This is a genomic window from Streptomyces thermovulgaris, assembly GCF_002155915.1.
In the GTDB taxonomy this organism is placed as follows: Bacteria; Actinomycetota; Actinomycetes; order Streptomycetales; family Streptomycetaceae; genus Streptomyces; species Streptomyces thermovulgaris.
Map to the genome: position 1 here is coordinate 21,134 of NZ_MUME01000008.1, position 15,174 is coordinate 36,307.

The following is a 15,174-nucleotide window of genomic DNA, read 5'->3' on the forward strand; positions in this document are numbered from 1 at the left end:
ATCGGTACGCCGGACACCCCGCACGCAGCAGGGGACGAGCAGGAGAGGCCGGGCGGGAGCACCGTGCCCGGCCGGCCGTCCGGGGCCGAGGGGGCACAGGCCCCGGCCGACGGCCCCGGCACCGACGGTACGGCGGGGGAGAACAAGGAGAACAAGGAGGACGAGGAGAGCGGGGCGGCCGAGGAGGCCAGGACGGCCACGGCGGTCAAGACGGCCGAGAAGGACGCGAAGGCCGAGACGGGCGAGACAGCCGGGACGACCGGGGCGGACGAGGACCGGAAGGCCGGGTCCGCCGGGGCGGCAGGGGCGCCCGAGGCGTCCGGGACACCCGCTTCTTCCTCCTCCACGGACTCCTCCCGCACGGACGAGCCACAGGACGCCGCCGCGGCGGCCCGGCCCCGCGGCCCGCGCCGGATCGCCGTGCTGTTCGTGGTCGCCGCCGTCGCCTACGCCCTGGACCTGATCAGCAAGATGATCGTGGTCGCCAAGCTGGAGCACCGCCCGCCGATCCGTCTCATCGGCGACTGGCTGCAGCTGGAGGCGATCCGCAACGCGGGCGCGGCCTTCGGCTTCGGGGAGGCCTTCACCGTGATCTTCACGGTCATCGCGGCCGTCGTGATCGTGGTGATCGTCCGTCTCGCCCGCAAGCTCTACAGCGTGCCCTGGGCCATCGCGCTCGGCCTGCTGCTCGGCGGTGCGCTGGGCAACCTCACCGACCGGATCTTCCGTGCGCCCGGTGTCTTCGAGGGCGCGGTCGTCGACTTCATCTCGCCCAAGCACTTCGCCGTCTTCAACCTCGCCGACTCGGCGATCGTCTGCGGCGGCATCCTGATCGTGCTGCTCTCCTTCCGGGGCCTGGACCCGGACGGGACCGTCCACAAGGACTGAGGGCCGGACCGGGGGCCGAGGCCGCCCGAGGCGGCCGGACCGGGGCCCGGCAGGCGCGTACGGAGCCCTCCGGTCCGTCCGGCATACTCGACGGGGTGAGCACGATTCCCGAGATCCGTACCCTGCCTGTGCCCGACGGCCTGGAGGGCGAGCGCGTCGACGCCGCCATCTCCCGTATGTTCGGTTTCTCCCGTACGAAGGCGGCGGAGCTGGCCGCCGCGGGCAAGGTGCTGGTCGACGGCGCGGTGGTCGGCAAGTCCGAGCGGGTGCGCGGCGGGGCCTGGCTCGAGGTCGAGATGCCGCAGGCGCCCGCGCCCGTGCGCGTCGTCGCCGAGCCGGTCGAGGGCATGGAGATCGTGCACGACGACGAGGACGTCGTCGTGATCGCCAAGCCGGTCGGCGTCGCCGCCCACCCCAGCCCCGGCTGGTCCGGGCCGACGGTCGTCGGCGGTCTCGCCGCCGCCGGCTACCGCATCGCGACGTCCGGTGCCGCCGAGCGCCAGGGCATCGTGCACCGCCTGGACGTCGGCACCTCCGGCCTGATGGTGGTGGCCAAGTCCGAGTACGCGTACACGTCGCTCAAGCGCCAGTTCAAGGAGCGCACCGTCGACAAGCGCTACCACGCCCTCGTCCAGGGTCACCCGGACCCGACCAGCGGCACCATCGACGCCCCCATCGGCCGGCATCCGACCCACGACTACAAGTGGGCGGTCACCGCCGACGGCAAGCCCTCCGTCACCCACTACGACCTGATCGAGGCCTTCCGCGCGGCCTCCCTGCTCGACATCAAGCTGGAGACCGGCCGCACCCACCAGATCCGCGTCCACATGTCCGCCTACCGCCACCCCTGCGTCGGCGACCTGACCTACGGGGCCGACCCCACGCTCGCCCGGCGGCTCGGGCTCACCCGCCAGTGGCTGCACGCCGTGCGGCTCGGCTTCGAGCACCCCGCCGACGGCCGGTGGGTGGAGTTCACCAGCGACTACCCCGAGGACCTGCGGAAGGCCCTGGACCAGGTCCGTGAGGAGACCTACGCGTGAGCGCGCCGTACACGGTGCGCGTCGCCGAGGACGTCGCCGACCGGGAGGCCTGCCTCGCGGTGCGCAAGGAGGTCTTCGTCGTCGAGCAGGGCGTCCCGCAGGACCTCGAGTACGACGCCCACGACGCCGGGGCCGTGCATGTGCTGGCGGTCCGCGAGGACGGCGTACCGCTCGGCACCGGGCGGCTGCTGCACGGCGAGGCCGCCGCCGCCCGGACCGGCGGGGACGAGTCGGCCGGCTCCCTGGGGCGGCTCGCCGTCGTCCGGGAGGCACGCGGGCGGGGCATCGGCGCGGCCCTGGTGCGCGCCCTGGAGGAGGCGGCCCGCGCGCGTGGCCTCACGGCGGTGGACCTGCATGCGCAGACCCATGCGCTCGGCTTCTACGAGCGGCTGGGATACACGGCGTACGGGCCGGAGTTCTCCGAGGCGGGCATCCCGCACCGGGCGATGCGGCGCACGGTGTAGACCCGGTGCCGGGGGCGTCCGGCGCTCCCCGGCCCGCGGCCGGGCACCGGCCCGGGGAGCGCGGTGCGGACCGGGCACCACGCGTCCGGGCGTGCGCGCCTCGCGGTGGCCCGCGGCCGGCGTGGGTACGCTCGGACCATGAGTCGCAACGTCGTCATCAGCGGGGGCGGCACGGGGATCGGACTCGCCGCGGCACGGGCCTTCGCGGACGGCGGGGACCAGGTCCTGCTGCTCGGACGGCGGGAGGAGGTGCTGCGCCGGGCCCGGGTGCCGGGCGCGCTGACGTGCGCCGCCGATCTGAGCGACGTGGCGGGCGTGCGGAAGGCCGCCCGGTTCGTGGCCGACGAACTCGGGGCGGTGGACGTGCTGATCCACAGCGCCGGGGGATCGGGACGGCTGGAGCCGCAGGTGGAGCGGGACGATCCGCTCGACCGCGTCGCCGACCACTGGCTGGTCAACTTCCGGCTCAACACCCTGACCGCCGTGCTGCTCACCGAGGCCCTGGAGGACCGGCTCGCCGAGCCGGGCGGCCGGGTGCTGTTCCTCAGCTCCATCGCCGCGTACCGGGGCTCGGGCAGCAGCGCCTACGCCGCCTCCAAGGCCGCCCTGCACCCCTACGCCCACGCCCTGGCCCGCCGGCTGGGCCCGCGCGGCATCACGGTGAACGTGGTCGCGCCGGGGTACGTCGAGGACACCGGTTTCTTCGGCGAGGGGCTGGACGAGGCCCGGCGTGCGGAGCTGATCGCCGAGACCTCCACCAGGCGCGCGGGAACCCCGGGCGACGTCGCCGCCACCCTCCACTGGCTGGCCTCCCCGGCCGCCGCCCACATCACCTCCCAGATCATCCAGGTCAACGGCGGCGCGGAACGCGGCCACTGAGCCCGCCTCGCCCGCCGTCCCCGCCGTTTCCGCCGGCAGGGGCTCCGAGCACCGGCAGGGGCTGCGGAGCGGGGCTTCAGGACAGGGACTCCGCGGCCCGGCCGCTGCCCTGCCGACGGCCGTCCCCCCGGTCGGCCGCGGCCCGTTCCCGGCCATCGGAGGAAGGCCGCTCGGCGCCGTCGCGGAACGGGGAGTGGTGGCCGGGGCAGCCCAGGGACGGTGCCACGTCGGCCGTGTTGATGCGGGGGAGGGCGTAGGGGTGGTGGGCGACGAGCCAGCGCAGAAGCTGCTCGCGGACCGTGACACGGACCGTCCAGAGGTCGCTGCCGTCCTTCGCCGTCACCAGCGCGCGTACCTCCATCGTGGTCGGTGTCGTGTCCGTGACCACCAGGTTGTAGGCGCGGCCGTCCCAGGCCGGGCACTCGCGCAGGATGTCGCGCAGCTGCTCGCGCATCGCGTCCAGGGGCGCCGAGTGGTCCAGGTGGAAGAAGACCGTGCCGGTCATCTGCGAGCCGCCGCGGGACCAGTTCTCGAACGGCTTGGAGGTGAAGTACGAGACCGGCATGGTGATCCGGCGCTCGTCCCAGGTCCGTACCGTCAGGAAGGTCAGGGTGATCTCCTCGACCGTGCCCCACTCCCCCTCCACGACCACGGTGTCGCCGATCCGCACGAGGTCGCCGAAGGCGATCTGCAGCCCGGCGAACATATTGCTCAGGGTGGACTGCGCGGCGACACCGGCGACGATGCCGAGGATGCCGGCCGAGGCCAGCAGCGAGGCGCCGGCCGCGCGCATCGCCGGAAAGACCAGCAGCATCGAGGCGGCGGCCACCACGATGACGGCCGCGGAGACCACGCGCATGATCAGCTCGATCTGTGTGCGCACCCGCCGCACCCGGGCCGGGTCCCGGTGCGCGTGGGCGCTGGCGTACCGCGAGTACGAGGTCTCGACGACCGCCGCCGCGATCCGGATCACCAGCCAGGCGGCCGACCCGATCAGCACCAGGGCCAGTGTCCGGCCGATGGCGACCCGGTGCTCCGCCGGCAGCCCCGCCTGGCCGTAGGAGCCGTTCAGCAGGGCGGCGCACAGCACGAGTTGATAGGGGACGCGGGTACGGCGCAGCAGACCCCACAGCGGGGTCTCGCGGTGGCGTTCGTCGGCCTTGCGCAGCAGCAGATCGGTGACCCAGCCGATGATCAGGGCCAGGACGACCGCGCCGCCGGTCACGATCAGCGGTCGGAGTATGTTCTCCATGCCCCGTGCCTACCATGCCCGGGTTCCCGACCGGCAACGTGCGGGCACGACCTGTGACATTCGTCCCTTTCCGCGCCGGTTTCCCGGTTCCGGCCGCGGGCCGGGGCTGTCGTACCCGGCTGGCACCATGGCCTCATGAACATCATGCTCTTCCACTCGACCTACGGCCTCAGACCCGCGGTGCGGCAGGCGGCGGACCGGTTGCGCGCCGCCGGGCACACGGTGTGGACACCGGACCTCTTCGAAGGGCGCACCTTCGACTCGGTCGAGGAGGGCATGGCCTTCAAGGACGAGGTCGGCAAGGACGAGCTGCTCAAGCGGGCCGTGCTGGCCGCGGCGCCCTACTCGGAGCGGGGGCTGGTCTATGCCGGTTTCTCGCTGGGCGCGGCCGTCGCGCAGACCCTCGCCCTCGGCGACGACAAGGCACGCGGTCTGCTGCTTCTGCACGGCACCTCGGACATCGCGCCGAACGCCGGCGTGGACGGCCTGCCCGTCCAGCTGCACGTGGCCGAACCCGACCCGTTCGAGCCCGACGACTGGCTGACCGCCTGGTATCTGCAGATGGGCCGGATCGGCGCCGATGTGGAGGTCCACCGGTACCGGGGGGCGGGACACCTCTACACCGACCCCGAACTGCCGGACTACGACGAGGAGGCCGCCGAGGCCACCTGGCGGGTGGCACTCGGCTTCCTCGAGGAGCTCGGCGGGGCGTGAGACACGCCGGGCCTCAGACCGGGTCGTGGGTCCGCTCGACCTTCTGCGTGCCGCTGCGGGTGCGGTACGAACGGGCCCACGCGGAGGTCGCGTTCGGGCTGGTGCGGTCGGACAGCGCGTAGTAGTCCATCTGCACCCGGTCGGCGGTGACGTCCAGCACGCCGTAGCCGTGGCGGTCGGTGTCGACCCAGTGGACGTGCCGGTTGGCGGCGCGGATCACCGGAGCGGCGGCCGCCGAGACCGTGCCCTCGGGGGCCTTGACGATGTCGTCGAGGTTGTCGGAGGTCACCGAGGTGACCACGAACTCCGTGGCGACCGACTCCGACAGCGGATACGTACCGGCGTTCACCGGGACGTCGTTGGCCCACGCCATGTGGATGTCGCCGGTGAGGAAGACGGTGTTGCGGATGGCGTGGGAGCGCAGGTGGTCCAGCAGCTCCCGGCGGTCGTCGGTGTAGCCGTCCCACTGGTCGGTGTTGATCGCCAGGCCCTCCTGCGGCAGCCCCAGCAGCTTGGCCAGCGGCTTGAGCAGGTCCGCGGTGAGCGAGCCGACGACGAACGGGGAGATCATCACCGAGTTGCCGACCAGCCGCCAGGTGGTGTCGGAGGCCGCCAGACCGGCCTTGAGCCAGTCGAGCTGGGCGCGGCCGGTGAGGGTGCGGTCCGGGTCGTCGACCGAGCCGCTGCCCAGGGCGGCCTGCTGCGAGCGGAAGGAGCGCAGGTCCAGCAGGGAGAGATCGGCGAGCCTGCCGAAGCGCAGCCGCCGGTAGGTGGTGCCCTCGACGGCCGGGCGCACCGGCATCCACTCGAAGTAGGCCTGCTTGGCCGCCGCCTGACGGGCGCTCCAGGCGCCCTCGGCGCCCTCCGTGTGGTTGCCCGCGCCGCCCGACCAAGTGTTGTCCGCGAACTCGTGGTCGTCCCAGATCGCCACGACCGGGGCACTGCGGTGCAGCGCCTGCAGATCGGGGTCGGTCTTGTACGTCGCGTGCCGGGCGCGGTAGTCGGCGAGGGTGAGGATCTCGTGGGCGGGGGTGTGCGGCCGTACGACCCGGCCGCGGGCCGCGTACTCGCCGGACCCGTACTCGTAGATGTAGTCCCCGAGGTGCAGCCAGGCGTCCAGGTCGCCGCGGGCCGCGAGATGGCGGTAGGCGGCGAAGTGACCGGCCTCCCAGTTGGCGCAGGAGACCACGCCGAAGCGCAGACGGGGCACGGCGGCGTCGTGGGCGGGCGCGGTGCGGGTGCGGCCGACGGGGGAGTCGGTGCCGCCGGCCGAGAAGCGGAACCAGTAGTCGGTGGCCGGCTCCAGCCCCCGGACGTCGGCCTTGACGGTGTGGTCGGAGGCGGCGGTGGCGGTGACGGACCCCCTGGCGACGACGTTCGTGAACGCCCTGTCGGTGGCCACCGCCCAGCCCACCTCGATGTCCGGGCCGATCCCGGAGCCGGGTATCGCCTCGGGCACGGGGGTCACCCGGGTCCACAGCAGAACGCCGTCCGGCAGCGGGTCGCCGGAGGCGACGCCGTGCAGGAAGGCGGGTGCCCCGGTGACGGCCCGCGCGGACGACGCGGCGGTGAGCGGTCCTGCCAGAGCAGCAGTGGCCGCCGCGGCCTTGACGACCGTACGGCGGCGTGGAGCAAGGGAGTTGAGGCTCTCGAAGGATCTGTGTCGACTGGTCACGGCCGATCAGATTACTGACCGGTACATGCAAAGAGCGGGCGAACGGCAAAAGTTTCGCCCGCTCTTCGACGCGGGGTGCACCGCACAGGGCGTCACGCCCCACAGGGCGTCACCCCGCGGACGGCGTCAGCCCTTCAGCGCCTTGTCGATCGCGGCGGTGAACTCCTCGACCGTCATCGGGGTGTTCTGCCCGTCGCTGCCCGTGACCTTCTTGCCGTCCATCACCAGGCTCGGGGTGCCGGTGAGGCCGTACTTCTCGCTGTCCTCGTCGAACTTCTTGCTCATGACCAGCGCCCACTTGTCGAAGGTGCCGTTCTTGACGTCGTTCTGGAAGGTCTTGTTGTCCTTCAGGGCGTCGACGGTGTCCGCCACCTTGAACAGGTAGGACTCGTCCTTGAACTTGTCCTCGCTCTCCTCGGGGTGGAACTTGGCCGAATAGAGCGCCGTCTTGTACTCGAGGAAGGCCTCGGGGCTCACGTTCAGCGCGGCCCCCAGCGCGCTCAGCGCCTTGCGGGACCCCTCGCCCTGGAGGCCCTTGTCGAGGAAGGAGGCCCCGACGAACTGCAGCTTGTACTTGCCCGCGTCGAGGTCCTTCTTGATGGTCGGGCCCAGGGTCTGCTCGAACTGGGCGCAGACGGGGCAGCGCGGGTCCTCGTACACGACGAGGGTCTTCTCGGCGGAGTCCTTGCCGATGACGACCGTCGTGCCGTCCTTGCCCGAGGTGTTGGCCGGGGCGACGACCTCCTTCTGCTCCTGCGCGGCCTCCCAGCGGGTGGGCTTGTTGGCCTGGACGACGGCGTAGCCGATGCCGCCGGCCGCCGCCACCACGGCTATGGCCGAGCAGACGACGACGATCTGCCGCTTGATCTTGGCCCGCTTGGCCTCGCGCTCGCGCTGGGCGCGCAGCCGCTCCCGGGCCGCCCTCTTGGCCTCCTGGCTGTTCCGCTTGCTCATGTCGGTGTTCTCCTGTGGGGCGCGCAGCCGTCGTGCGCGCGATGACGGGACATGGGAATGGGACTGTCGGACTCGGAGGGCCGCCGTTCACGTTCGGACGGCGGCGGGGGCCGAGCACGGCGGTCCACGCCGTCCCAGGGAGTGCACGAGCAGACGGGTGCGCAGGGCGCAGTGGTGGAACGCGGGACGCGCCGGGCGGCGCGTCCCCGGGGGTCGGCGGGCCGTGACCGCCGCCACCGCGACCAGCAGCGGACGGAACGTCGTCGCGGTCACCGCGCGCAGCAGCTGGGCCAGCGCCCGCTCCCCGCGGTGCAGCCAGCCGGCCGCGAGCAGACCGACGCCGATGTGCGCGGCCAGCAGCAGCCAGGCGGTGGCCGGGTCGGCGTCGGCGAGCAGGGCGGCCGGCCCGTCGGCGTCGGCGCCGGTCATCCGGGCCAGCGGGGCGCCCACATGGGTGTCCTCGCCGCACAGCAGGTCGAAGCCCACCGAGCGCAGGGGACCGGCGACCGGGCCGCCCGCGGCGCCGTAGCAGAGGTGCTGGCCGGTGGTGAAGACGGTGTCGGCGGCCAGCTCCAGCGGGATCAGCAGGGCGGCGATCCGCCCGAAGCCGCACTCGCGGCCGGCCAGGGCGTAGGCGAGCGCGAACACGGCGACCGCGACCGCGGTCACCGTGCTCAGCGGCAGCGGAACCTGGGACAGCAGCACGTGCGACGCGGTGCTGAGCGTCACGACCATGGCCGTGAACAGCGCCGCGCGCACGGCTCTGAGCTGGATCCCGGATATGTCCATACGAGGGAAGAGTGTGTCACGTGGGTCCGTAAGGCCCTGCTAAGGGTTCTGCCGCCGCCCTGTTTTGTCCACAGGTCCGTCCGCCCACGGGCCCGGCTTTTCCTGCAGCCCCGGGACCTGTCCGCCGCGGAGCAGGTCCACGAAGATCCGGTGGTCGGCACGCGCGCGTGCCCCGTAGGCGTGCGCGAAGTCGACCAGCAGGGGCACGAAGCCCTCCTCGTCGCCCGCGATCGCCGCGTCGATGGCCCGTTCGGCGGGGAACGGCACCAGCGACTCGCCGGAGGGGTCGTCCGCCGCCGCGTGCATGGCGGCCGTGGCCCGGCCCAGGTCGGCGACCACCTGGGCCATCTCCTCCGGGTCGTCGATGCCCTCCCAGTCCAGGCCGACGGCGTACGGCGAGACCTCGGACACCACCTGGCCCGCGCCGTCCAGCTCGGTCCAGCCCAGCCATGGGTCGGGGTGCTCCTGCAGGGCGCGCCGGCAGACCACCGTGCGGTGACCCTCGTGCACGAAGCGGTCGCGGATCGCCGGATCGGTGACGTACCGGGCGACCGCGGGGCTCCGCGCCTGCCTGATGGTGATCACCACGTCGTCCTCCAGGGCGTCGCTGTGCCCCTCCAGGAGGATGTCGTACGAGAGCCGGCCGGCCGGGCCCGACCCGATGCCGCGGCGGCCGACGACGTCCTTGACCCGGTAGGACTCCGGGCGGGCCAGCGACGCGTCCGGCAGCGTCTCCAGATAGCCGTCGAAGGCCGCGAGCACCTTGTAGCGGGTGGCCGCGTCCAGCTCGATCGCGTCGCCGCCGGAGGTGAAGCGGCGCTCGAAGTCGCGGATCTCGGTCAGGGACTCCAGCAGCCCCAGACGGGTCAGGGAGCGGGCGCAGCGCAGCGTGTCCAGGAGGGGCCCCTCGGCGGTGTCCGTGGTGAGGGGCGGCCCCTCGTCGCTCCTGGCGCCGGTGGCCAGGGCGTGGATCCGGTCGCGGTAGGCGGTCGCGTAGCAGGTCACCAGCTCGGTGATCTGCTCGTCGCCGAGCGCCTTGGTGTGCCCGAGGACGGCGAGGGAGGCGACGAAGCGCTTGAGGTCCCAGGTGAACGGGCCGACGTACGCCTCGTCGAAGCCGTCGGCACCGAAGACCAGGCAGCCGTTCGCGTCCAGGCGGGTGCCGAAGCTCTCCACGTGCAGATCGCCGTGGATCCACACGCGTGAGGTCCGCTCGTCCAGGTAGGCGTCCGGGCGGGGCCCGCCGGCCGTCCCGGAGCCCAGGTCGTGGTGGAAGAGGCACGCCGTGCCCCGGTGGAACGCGAGGGCCGACGCCGCCAGCCTGCGGTACAGGGCGCGGAGCGCGGCCGGGTCGGCCGCCAGGAGATCGCCGAAGGCGGTGTCGAGGACGGCGAGGATCTCCTTGCCGCGGGTCTGCTCGTCGTTGAGCGGGGGGACCGACATCGCGGAGTGCCTCCAGGTGCGGTGTGCGCTGACGTGTGGAGCGGGTCCGGCCGGGCCTTCCCCCCGCACCAACGTCCGGCGGTTCGGGGGAGTGCCCGTGCCCTTCCGCCCGAAGGTACGGCGCGGACCCGCCCCACCCCTCACCCGTCGGCCACTCCTTGTCAAGGCCTTCTGCCACGGTCGTCCGGAGGTGTCCCCTCCTGCCCACGTCCTTGTCGCGGGCTGTCGCGGCCTGTCGCGGCCTGTCGCGGTGTCCGCCCCGGTGTCCGTGCCGGGGCCTAGACTTCGAGGCTGATCCAGGACTGTCCGAAGTCTGTCGTCAGCTCGATGTCAGCTGGTCGTCTAGTCTTCCTGATGGAGGCCGTACCGTGTCGAAGCCGCCGTTCACGCACCTGCACGTCCACACCCAGTACTCGCTGCTGGACGGTGCCGCGCGGCTGAAGGACATGTTCCAGGCCTGCAACGACATGGGCATGACGCACATCGCCATGTCGGACCACGGCAACCTCCACGGCGCGTACGACTTCTTCCACTCCGCGCAGAAGGCCGGCATCACCCCGATCATCGGCATCGAGGCCTACGTCGCCCCCGAGTCCCGGCGCAACAAGCGCAAGATCCTGTGGGGCCAGCCGCACCAGAAGCGGGACGACGTCTCCGGCTCCGGCGGTTACACCCACAAGACGATGTGGGCGGTGAACAAGACGGGCCTGCACAACCTCTTCCGCCTGTCCTCCGACGCCTACGCCGAGGGCTGGCTGCAGAAGTGGCCCCGCATGGACAAGGAGACCATCTCCCAGTGGTCCGAGGGCATCGTCGCCTCCACCGGCTGCCCCTCCGGGGAGGTGCAGACCCGGCTGCGCCTCGGCCAGTTCGACGAGGCCCTGAAGGCCGCCGCCGACTACCAGGACATCTTCGGCAAGGACCGCTACTTCCTGGAGCTGATGGACCACGGCATCGAGATCGAGCGCCGGGTCCGCGACGACCTGCTGCGGATCGGCAAGAAGCTCGGCATCCCGCCGCTGGTCACCAACGACTCGCACTACACCTACGCGCACGAGGCCGACGCCCACGACGCCCTGCTGTGCATCCAGACCGGCAAGAACCTCTCCGACCCCGACCGCTTCAAGTTCGACGGCACCGGCTACTACCTGAAGTCCACCGAGGAGATGTACGCCCTCGACTCCTCGGACGCCTGGCAGGAGGGGTGCGACAACACCCGGCTGATCGCCGAGATGGTCGACACCACGGGCATGTTCGAAAAGCGCGACCTCATGCCCAAGTTCGACGTCCCCGAGGGCTACACCGAGGTCACCTGGTTCCAGGAGGAGGTCCGCCGCGGCCTGGAGCGGCGTTACCCGGACGGCGTCCCCGAGGACCGGCGCAAGCAGGCCGAGTACGAGATGGACGTCATCATCCAGATGGGGTTCCCGGGCTACTTCCTCGTGGTCGCCGACTTCATCATGTGGGCCAAGAACAACGGCATCGCCGTGGGCCCCGGCCGCGGCTCCGCGGCGGGCTCGATCGTCGCCTACGCGCTCGGCATCACCGACCTCGACCCCATCCCGCACGGCCTGATCTTCGAGCGGTTCCTGAACCCCGAGCGCATCACCATGCCGGACGTCGACATCGACTTCGACGAGCGCCGGCGCGCCGAGGTCATCCGGTACGTCACCGAGAAGTACGGCGCCGACAAGGTCGCCCAGATCGGCACCTACGGCACCATCAAGGCCAAGAACGCCATCAAGGACGCCGCGCGCGTGCTCGGCTACCCCTACGCCATGGGCGACCGGATCACCAAGGCCATGCCCGCCGACGTCCTCGGCAAGGGCATCCCGCTGTCCGGCATCACCGACCCCGAGCACCCGCGGTACTCGGAGGCGGCCGAGGTCCGCGCGATGTACGAGAACGAGCCGGACGTGAAGAAGGTCATCGACACCGCACGCGGCGTGGAGGGCCTGGTCCGGCAGATGGGCGTGCACGCGGCCGGCGTGATCATGTCCAGCGAGCCCATCGTCGACCACGTCCCCGTCTGGGTCAGGCACACCGACGGCGTGACCATCACCCAGTGGGACTACCCGAGCTGTGAGGCGCTCGGCCTGCTGAAGATGGACTTCCTGGGCCTGCGCAACCTCACGATCATGGACGACGCCGTCAAGATGGTGAAGGCCAACAAGGGGATCGACATCGATCTGCTGAGCCTTCCGCTCGACGACCCCAAGACCTTCGAGCTGCTCCAGCGCGGCGAGACCCTCGGCGTCTTCCAGTTCGACGGCGGCCCCATGCGCTCGCTGCTGCGCATGATGAAGCCGGACAACTTCGAGGACATCTCCGCCGTGTCGGCCCTGTACCGGCCGGGTCCGATGGGCATGAACTCGCACATCAACTACGCCCTGCGCAAGAACGGCCAGCAGGAGATCACGCCCATCCACCCGGAGCTGGAGGAGCCGCTCAAGGAGGTCCTGGACGTCACCTACGGCCTGATCGTCTACCAGGAGCAGGTGCAGAAGGCCGCCCAGATCATCGCCGGCTACTCGCTCGGCGAGGCCGACATCCTCCGCCGTGTGATGGGCAAGAAGAAGCCCGAGGAGCTGGAGAAGAACTTCGTCATCTTCCAGGCCGGCGCCCGCAAGAACGGCTACAGCGACGAGGCCATCCAGGCCCTGTGGGACGTGCTGGTCCCCTTCGCCGGCTACGCCTTCAACAAGGCCCACTCCGCCGCGTACGGCCTGGTGTCGTACTGGACCGCCTATCTGAAGGCCAACCACCCCGCCGAGTACATGGCCGCCCTGCTGACCTCCGTCAAGGACGACAAGGACAAGTCGGCGGTCTACCTCAACGAGTGCCGCCGCATGGGCATCCGGGTGCTCCCGCCCAACGTCAACGACTCCGAGGCCAACTTCGCCGCGCAGGGCGACGACGTGATCCTCTTCGGCCTGTCCGCCGTGCGCAACGTCGGCACCAACGTCGTCGAGTCGATCATCAAGACCCGCAAGGCCAAGGGGAAGTTCGTCTCCTTCCCCGACTACCTGGACAAGGTCGAGGCGGTGGTCTGCAACAAGCGCACCACCGAATCGCTGATCAAGGCCGGTGCCTTCGACTCGCTGGGCCACACCCGCAAGGGCCTCATGGCGCGCTACGAGTCGATGATCGACAACGTGGTCGCGGTCAAGCGCAAGGAGGCCGAGGGCCAGTTCGACCTCTTCGGCGGGCTGGACGAGAAGGACGGCGACGAGCCCGGCTTCGGGCTGGACGTGGAGTTCTCCACCGAGGAGTGGGACAAGTCGTATCTGCTCGCCCAGGAGCGGGAGATGCTCGGCCTGTACGTCTCCGACCACCCCCTCTTCGGTCTGGAGCACGTGCTCGCCGACAAGGCCGACGCCGGCATCTCCCAGCTCAACAGCGGTGAGTTCGCCGACGGTTCGATCGTCACCATCGGCGGCATCATCTCCGGCCTCCAGCGCAAGATGACCAAGCAGGGCAACGCCTGGGCGATCGCCACCGTCGAGGACCTGGCCGGTTCCATCGAGTGCATGTTCTTCCCCGCGACGTACCAGCTGGTGTCCACCCAACTCGTCGAGGACGCCGTGGTGTTCGTCAAGGGCCGCCTGGACAAGCGGGAGGACGTGCCCCGCCTGGTCGCGATGGAGCTGATGGTCCCCGACCTGTCCGCCGAGAGCGGCAGCGCGCCGGTGGTGCTCACCATCCCCGCCCTGAAGGTCACCCCGCCCCTGGTCAGCCGCCTGGGCGAGATCCTCAGCCACCACAAGGGCGACAGCGAGGTCCGCATCAAGCTGCAGGGGCCGCGCAAGACGACCGTGCTGCGCCTGGACCGGCACCGGGTCAAGCCGGACCCCGCGCTGTTCGGCGATCTGAAGGGACTGCTCGGTCCGTCCTGCCTGGCCGGCTGAGCGGCCGGCACCAGCAGCACCGGCGAGGGGCGTGCCCGGGAACCCCGGGCGCGCCCCTCGCCGTCATGCGGGCCTGTTCAACGTGTGTGCCCCGTGGCTCAGTTGTGGCCGAAACGCTTCTGGCGTCCCTTGCGGCCCGTGTCGGCGGGGCGCGCCTGCGACGCGTGGTGCTCGGGCTGCGGCTCCGTCATGGAGTGGTCCGTCTCCCTCGGCCCGTTCGCGGCCACGGACGTCTTCTGCCGACTGCGGTCCTGCTTCCGGTTCTTGGCCATGGTCATCAGCCTCCTGTGGGGGATCTAGGGGCCAGGGCCGGGACCAGACTCACACAACCCATCAAAGAACGCATGTCGGACAATTACCGTATGTAACAAGGGTCATCGGATCACCGGCTTCCGAAACGCCACGCCGAAGATCGAGTTCCGGCCGTCAACCCCGCCCGGGTCGGGCAGACTCGAAGCAAGCCCGAAGCAAACCCGAAGCAACCTCCCGGAAAGAGGGTGGATCGCGTGGACCGCTGCATCGTCCTGGTGGACGCCGGGTATCTGCTGGGGGCCGCCGCCAGTCTCCTCGCCGGGGAACCGTCGCGGTCCCGGATCACCGTGGACCACACCGCCCTCGTCCAGGGGTTGCGCGAACAGGCCGAGTCCGACACGCAGCGGCCCCTGCTGCGCATCTACTGGTTCGACGGCGCACCCGACCGCGTGCCGCAGCCCGAGCACCGCCGGCTGCGCGTGATGCCCCGGGTCACCGTCCGGCTCGGTGCGCTCACCCGCAGCGACGGGCGCTGGGCGCAGAAGGGCGTGGACGCGGCCATGCACGCCGAGCTCACCGAACTGGCCCGCAACCGCGCCTGCTCCGACGTCGTCCTCGTCACCGGCGACGGCGATCTGCTGCCCGGCATGATGGCCGCCAAGGAGCACGGCGTCGCCGTCCACCTGTGGGCGGTGCAGGCCGCCGACGGCGACTACAACCAGTCCGAGGACCTGGTCGCCGAGGCCGACGAGCGGCGCGTGCTGGACCGCGCCTGGATCACCAAGGCCGTCCGTGCCAAGGAGGTCGGCGGCGTCTGCGCACCCCCGCCCGCACCCCGCCCCGAGATCGCCGCGATCCTCTCCGCGCCGCTGCCCGAGTCCGCGCTCGGCGCGACCGCCGCACGCCCCGCCGAGCC

13 protein-coding genes are annotated in these 15,174 nt (G+C 71.4%); 7 read left to right on the forward strand and 6 right to left on the reverse strand.

Going from position 1 to position 15,174, the window contains the following annotated elements; all coding sequences use genetic code 11:
- Positions 1-63 precede the first annotated feature (63 nt).
- The 4 genes from lspA (at position 64) to CCN35_RS00550 (ending at position 3,271) form a co-directional block, all read left to right on the forward strand.
- Positions 64-888: a signal peptidase II gene (gene lspA, locus CCN35_RS30140; protein WP_079129672.1), complete on the forward strand. Its 825-nt coding sequence runs from the start codon at positions 64-66 to the stop codon at positions 886-888.
- A gap of 95 nt (positions 889-983) precedes the next feature.
- Positions 984-1,928, forward strand: coding sequence for an RluA family pseudouridine synthase (locus tag CCN35_RS00540; protein WP_067392867.1), 945 nt, complete (start codon positions 984-986; stop codon positions 1,926-1,928).
- Complete coding sequence (locus CCN35_RS00545; RefSeq protein ID WP_067392868.1) at positions 1,925-2,392, forward strand: GNAT family N-acetyltransferase; 468 nt, start codon at positions 1,925-1,927, stop codon at positions 2,390-2,392. The genes CCN35_RS00540 and CCN35_RS00545 overlap by 4 nt, the downstream gene beginning before the upstream one ends.
- Positions 2,393-2,530: 138 nt before the next feature.
- Complete coding sequence (locus CCN35_RS00550) at positions 2,531-3,271, forward strand: SDR family NAD(P)-dependent oxidoreductase (protein ID WP_067392871.1); 741 nt, start codon at positions 2,531-2,533, stop codon at positions 3,269-3,271.
- Between the two features lie 76 nt (positions 3,272-3,347).
- On the opposite strand, the gene CCN35_RS00555 is transcribed toward CCN35_RS00550, so the two are convergent.
- Complete coding sequence (locus CCN35_RS00555) at positions 3,348-4,523, reverse strand: mechanosensitive ion channel family protein (RefSeq protein WP_067392875.1); 1,176 nt, start codon at positions 4,521-4,523, stop codon at positions 3,348-3,350.
- Between the two features lie 135 nt (positions 4,524-4,658).
- Between CCN35_RS00555 and CCN35_RS00560 the strand changes: the two genes are divergently transcribed.
- Entirely contained in the window at positions 4,659-5,237 is a 579-nt protein-coding gene (locus tag CCN35_RS00560) for a dienelactone hydrolase family protein (protein ID WP_086791150.1), read from the forward strand.
- 13 nt (positions 5,238-5,250) lie between these two features.
- Here CCN35_RS00560 and CCN35_RS00565 read toward each other — a convergent pair whose 3' ends face one another.
- The 4 genes from CCN35_RS00565 to CCN35_RS00580 form a co-directional block, all read right to left on the reverse strand.
- Entirely contained in the window at positions 5,251-6,912 is a 1,662-nt protein-coding gene (locus CCN35_RS00565; RefSeq protein WP_067392884.1) for an alkaline phosphatase D family protein, read from the reverse strand.
- A 126-nt stretch (positions 6,913-7,038) separates the two neighbouring features.
- Positions 7,039-7,866, reverse strand: coding sequence for a thioredoxin domain-containing protein (locus CCN35_RS00570; RefSeq protein WP_067392888.1), 828 nt, complete (start codon positions 7,864-7,866; stop codon positions 7,039-7,041).
- A gap of 87 nt (positions 7,867-7,953) precedes the next feature.
- Positions 7,954-8,655: a hypothetical protein gene (locus CCN35_RS00575; RefSeq protein ID WP_067392891.1), complete on the reverse strand. Its 702-nt coding sequence runs from the start codon at positions 8,653-8,655 to the stop codon at positions 7,954-7,956.
- Positions 8,656-8,694: 39 nt separating this feature from the next.
- On the reverse strand, positions 8,695-10,098 hold the full coding sequence (locus CCN35_RS00580; RefSeq protein ID WP_086791152.1) for a DUF2252 domain-containing protein: 1,404 nt from the start codon (positions 10,096-10,098) through the stop codon (positions 8,695-8,697).
- A 368-nt stretch (positions 10,099-10,466) separates the two neighbouring features.
- Between CCN35_RS00580 and dnaE the strand changes: the two genes are divergently transcribed.
- On the forward strand, positions 10,467-14,006 hold the full coding sequence (gene dnaE, locus CCN35_RS00585) for a DNA polymerase III subunit alpha (RefSeq protein ID WP_067392894.1): 3,540 nt from the start codon (positions 10,467-10,469) through the stop codon (positions 14,004-14,006).
- 98 nt (positions 14,007-14,104) lie between these two features.
- Here dnaE and CCN35_RS28585 read toward each other — a convergent pair whose 3' ends face one another.
- The gene (locus CCN35_RS28585; protein ID WP_169721321.1) at positions 14,105-14,278 is read right to left on the reverse strand and encodes a hypothetical protein; all 174 of its coding nucleotides are present in this window, start codon (positions 14,276-14,278) and stop codon (positions 14,105-14,107) included.
- A gap of 234 nt (positions 14,279-14,512) precedes the next feature.
- Between CCN35_RS28585 and CCN35_RS00595 the strand changes: the two genes are divergently transcribed.
- A partial coding sequence (locus CCN35_RS00595) for an NYN domain-containing protein (RefSeq protein ID WP_143631334.1) occupies positions 14,513-15,174 on the forward strand: 662 nt, incomplete at its 3' end.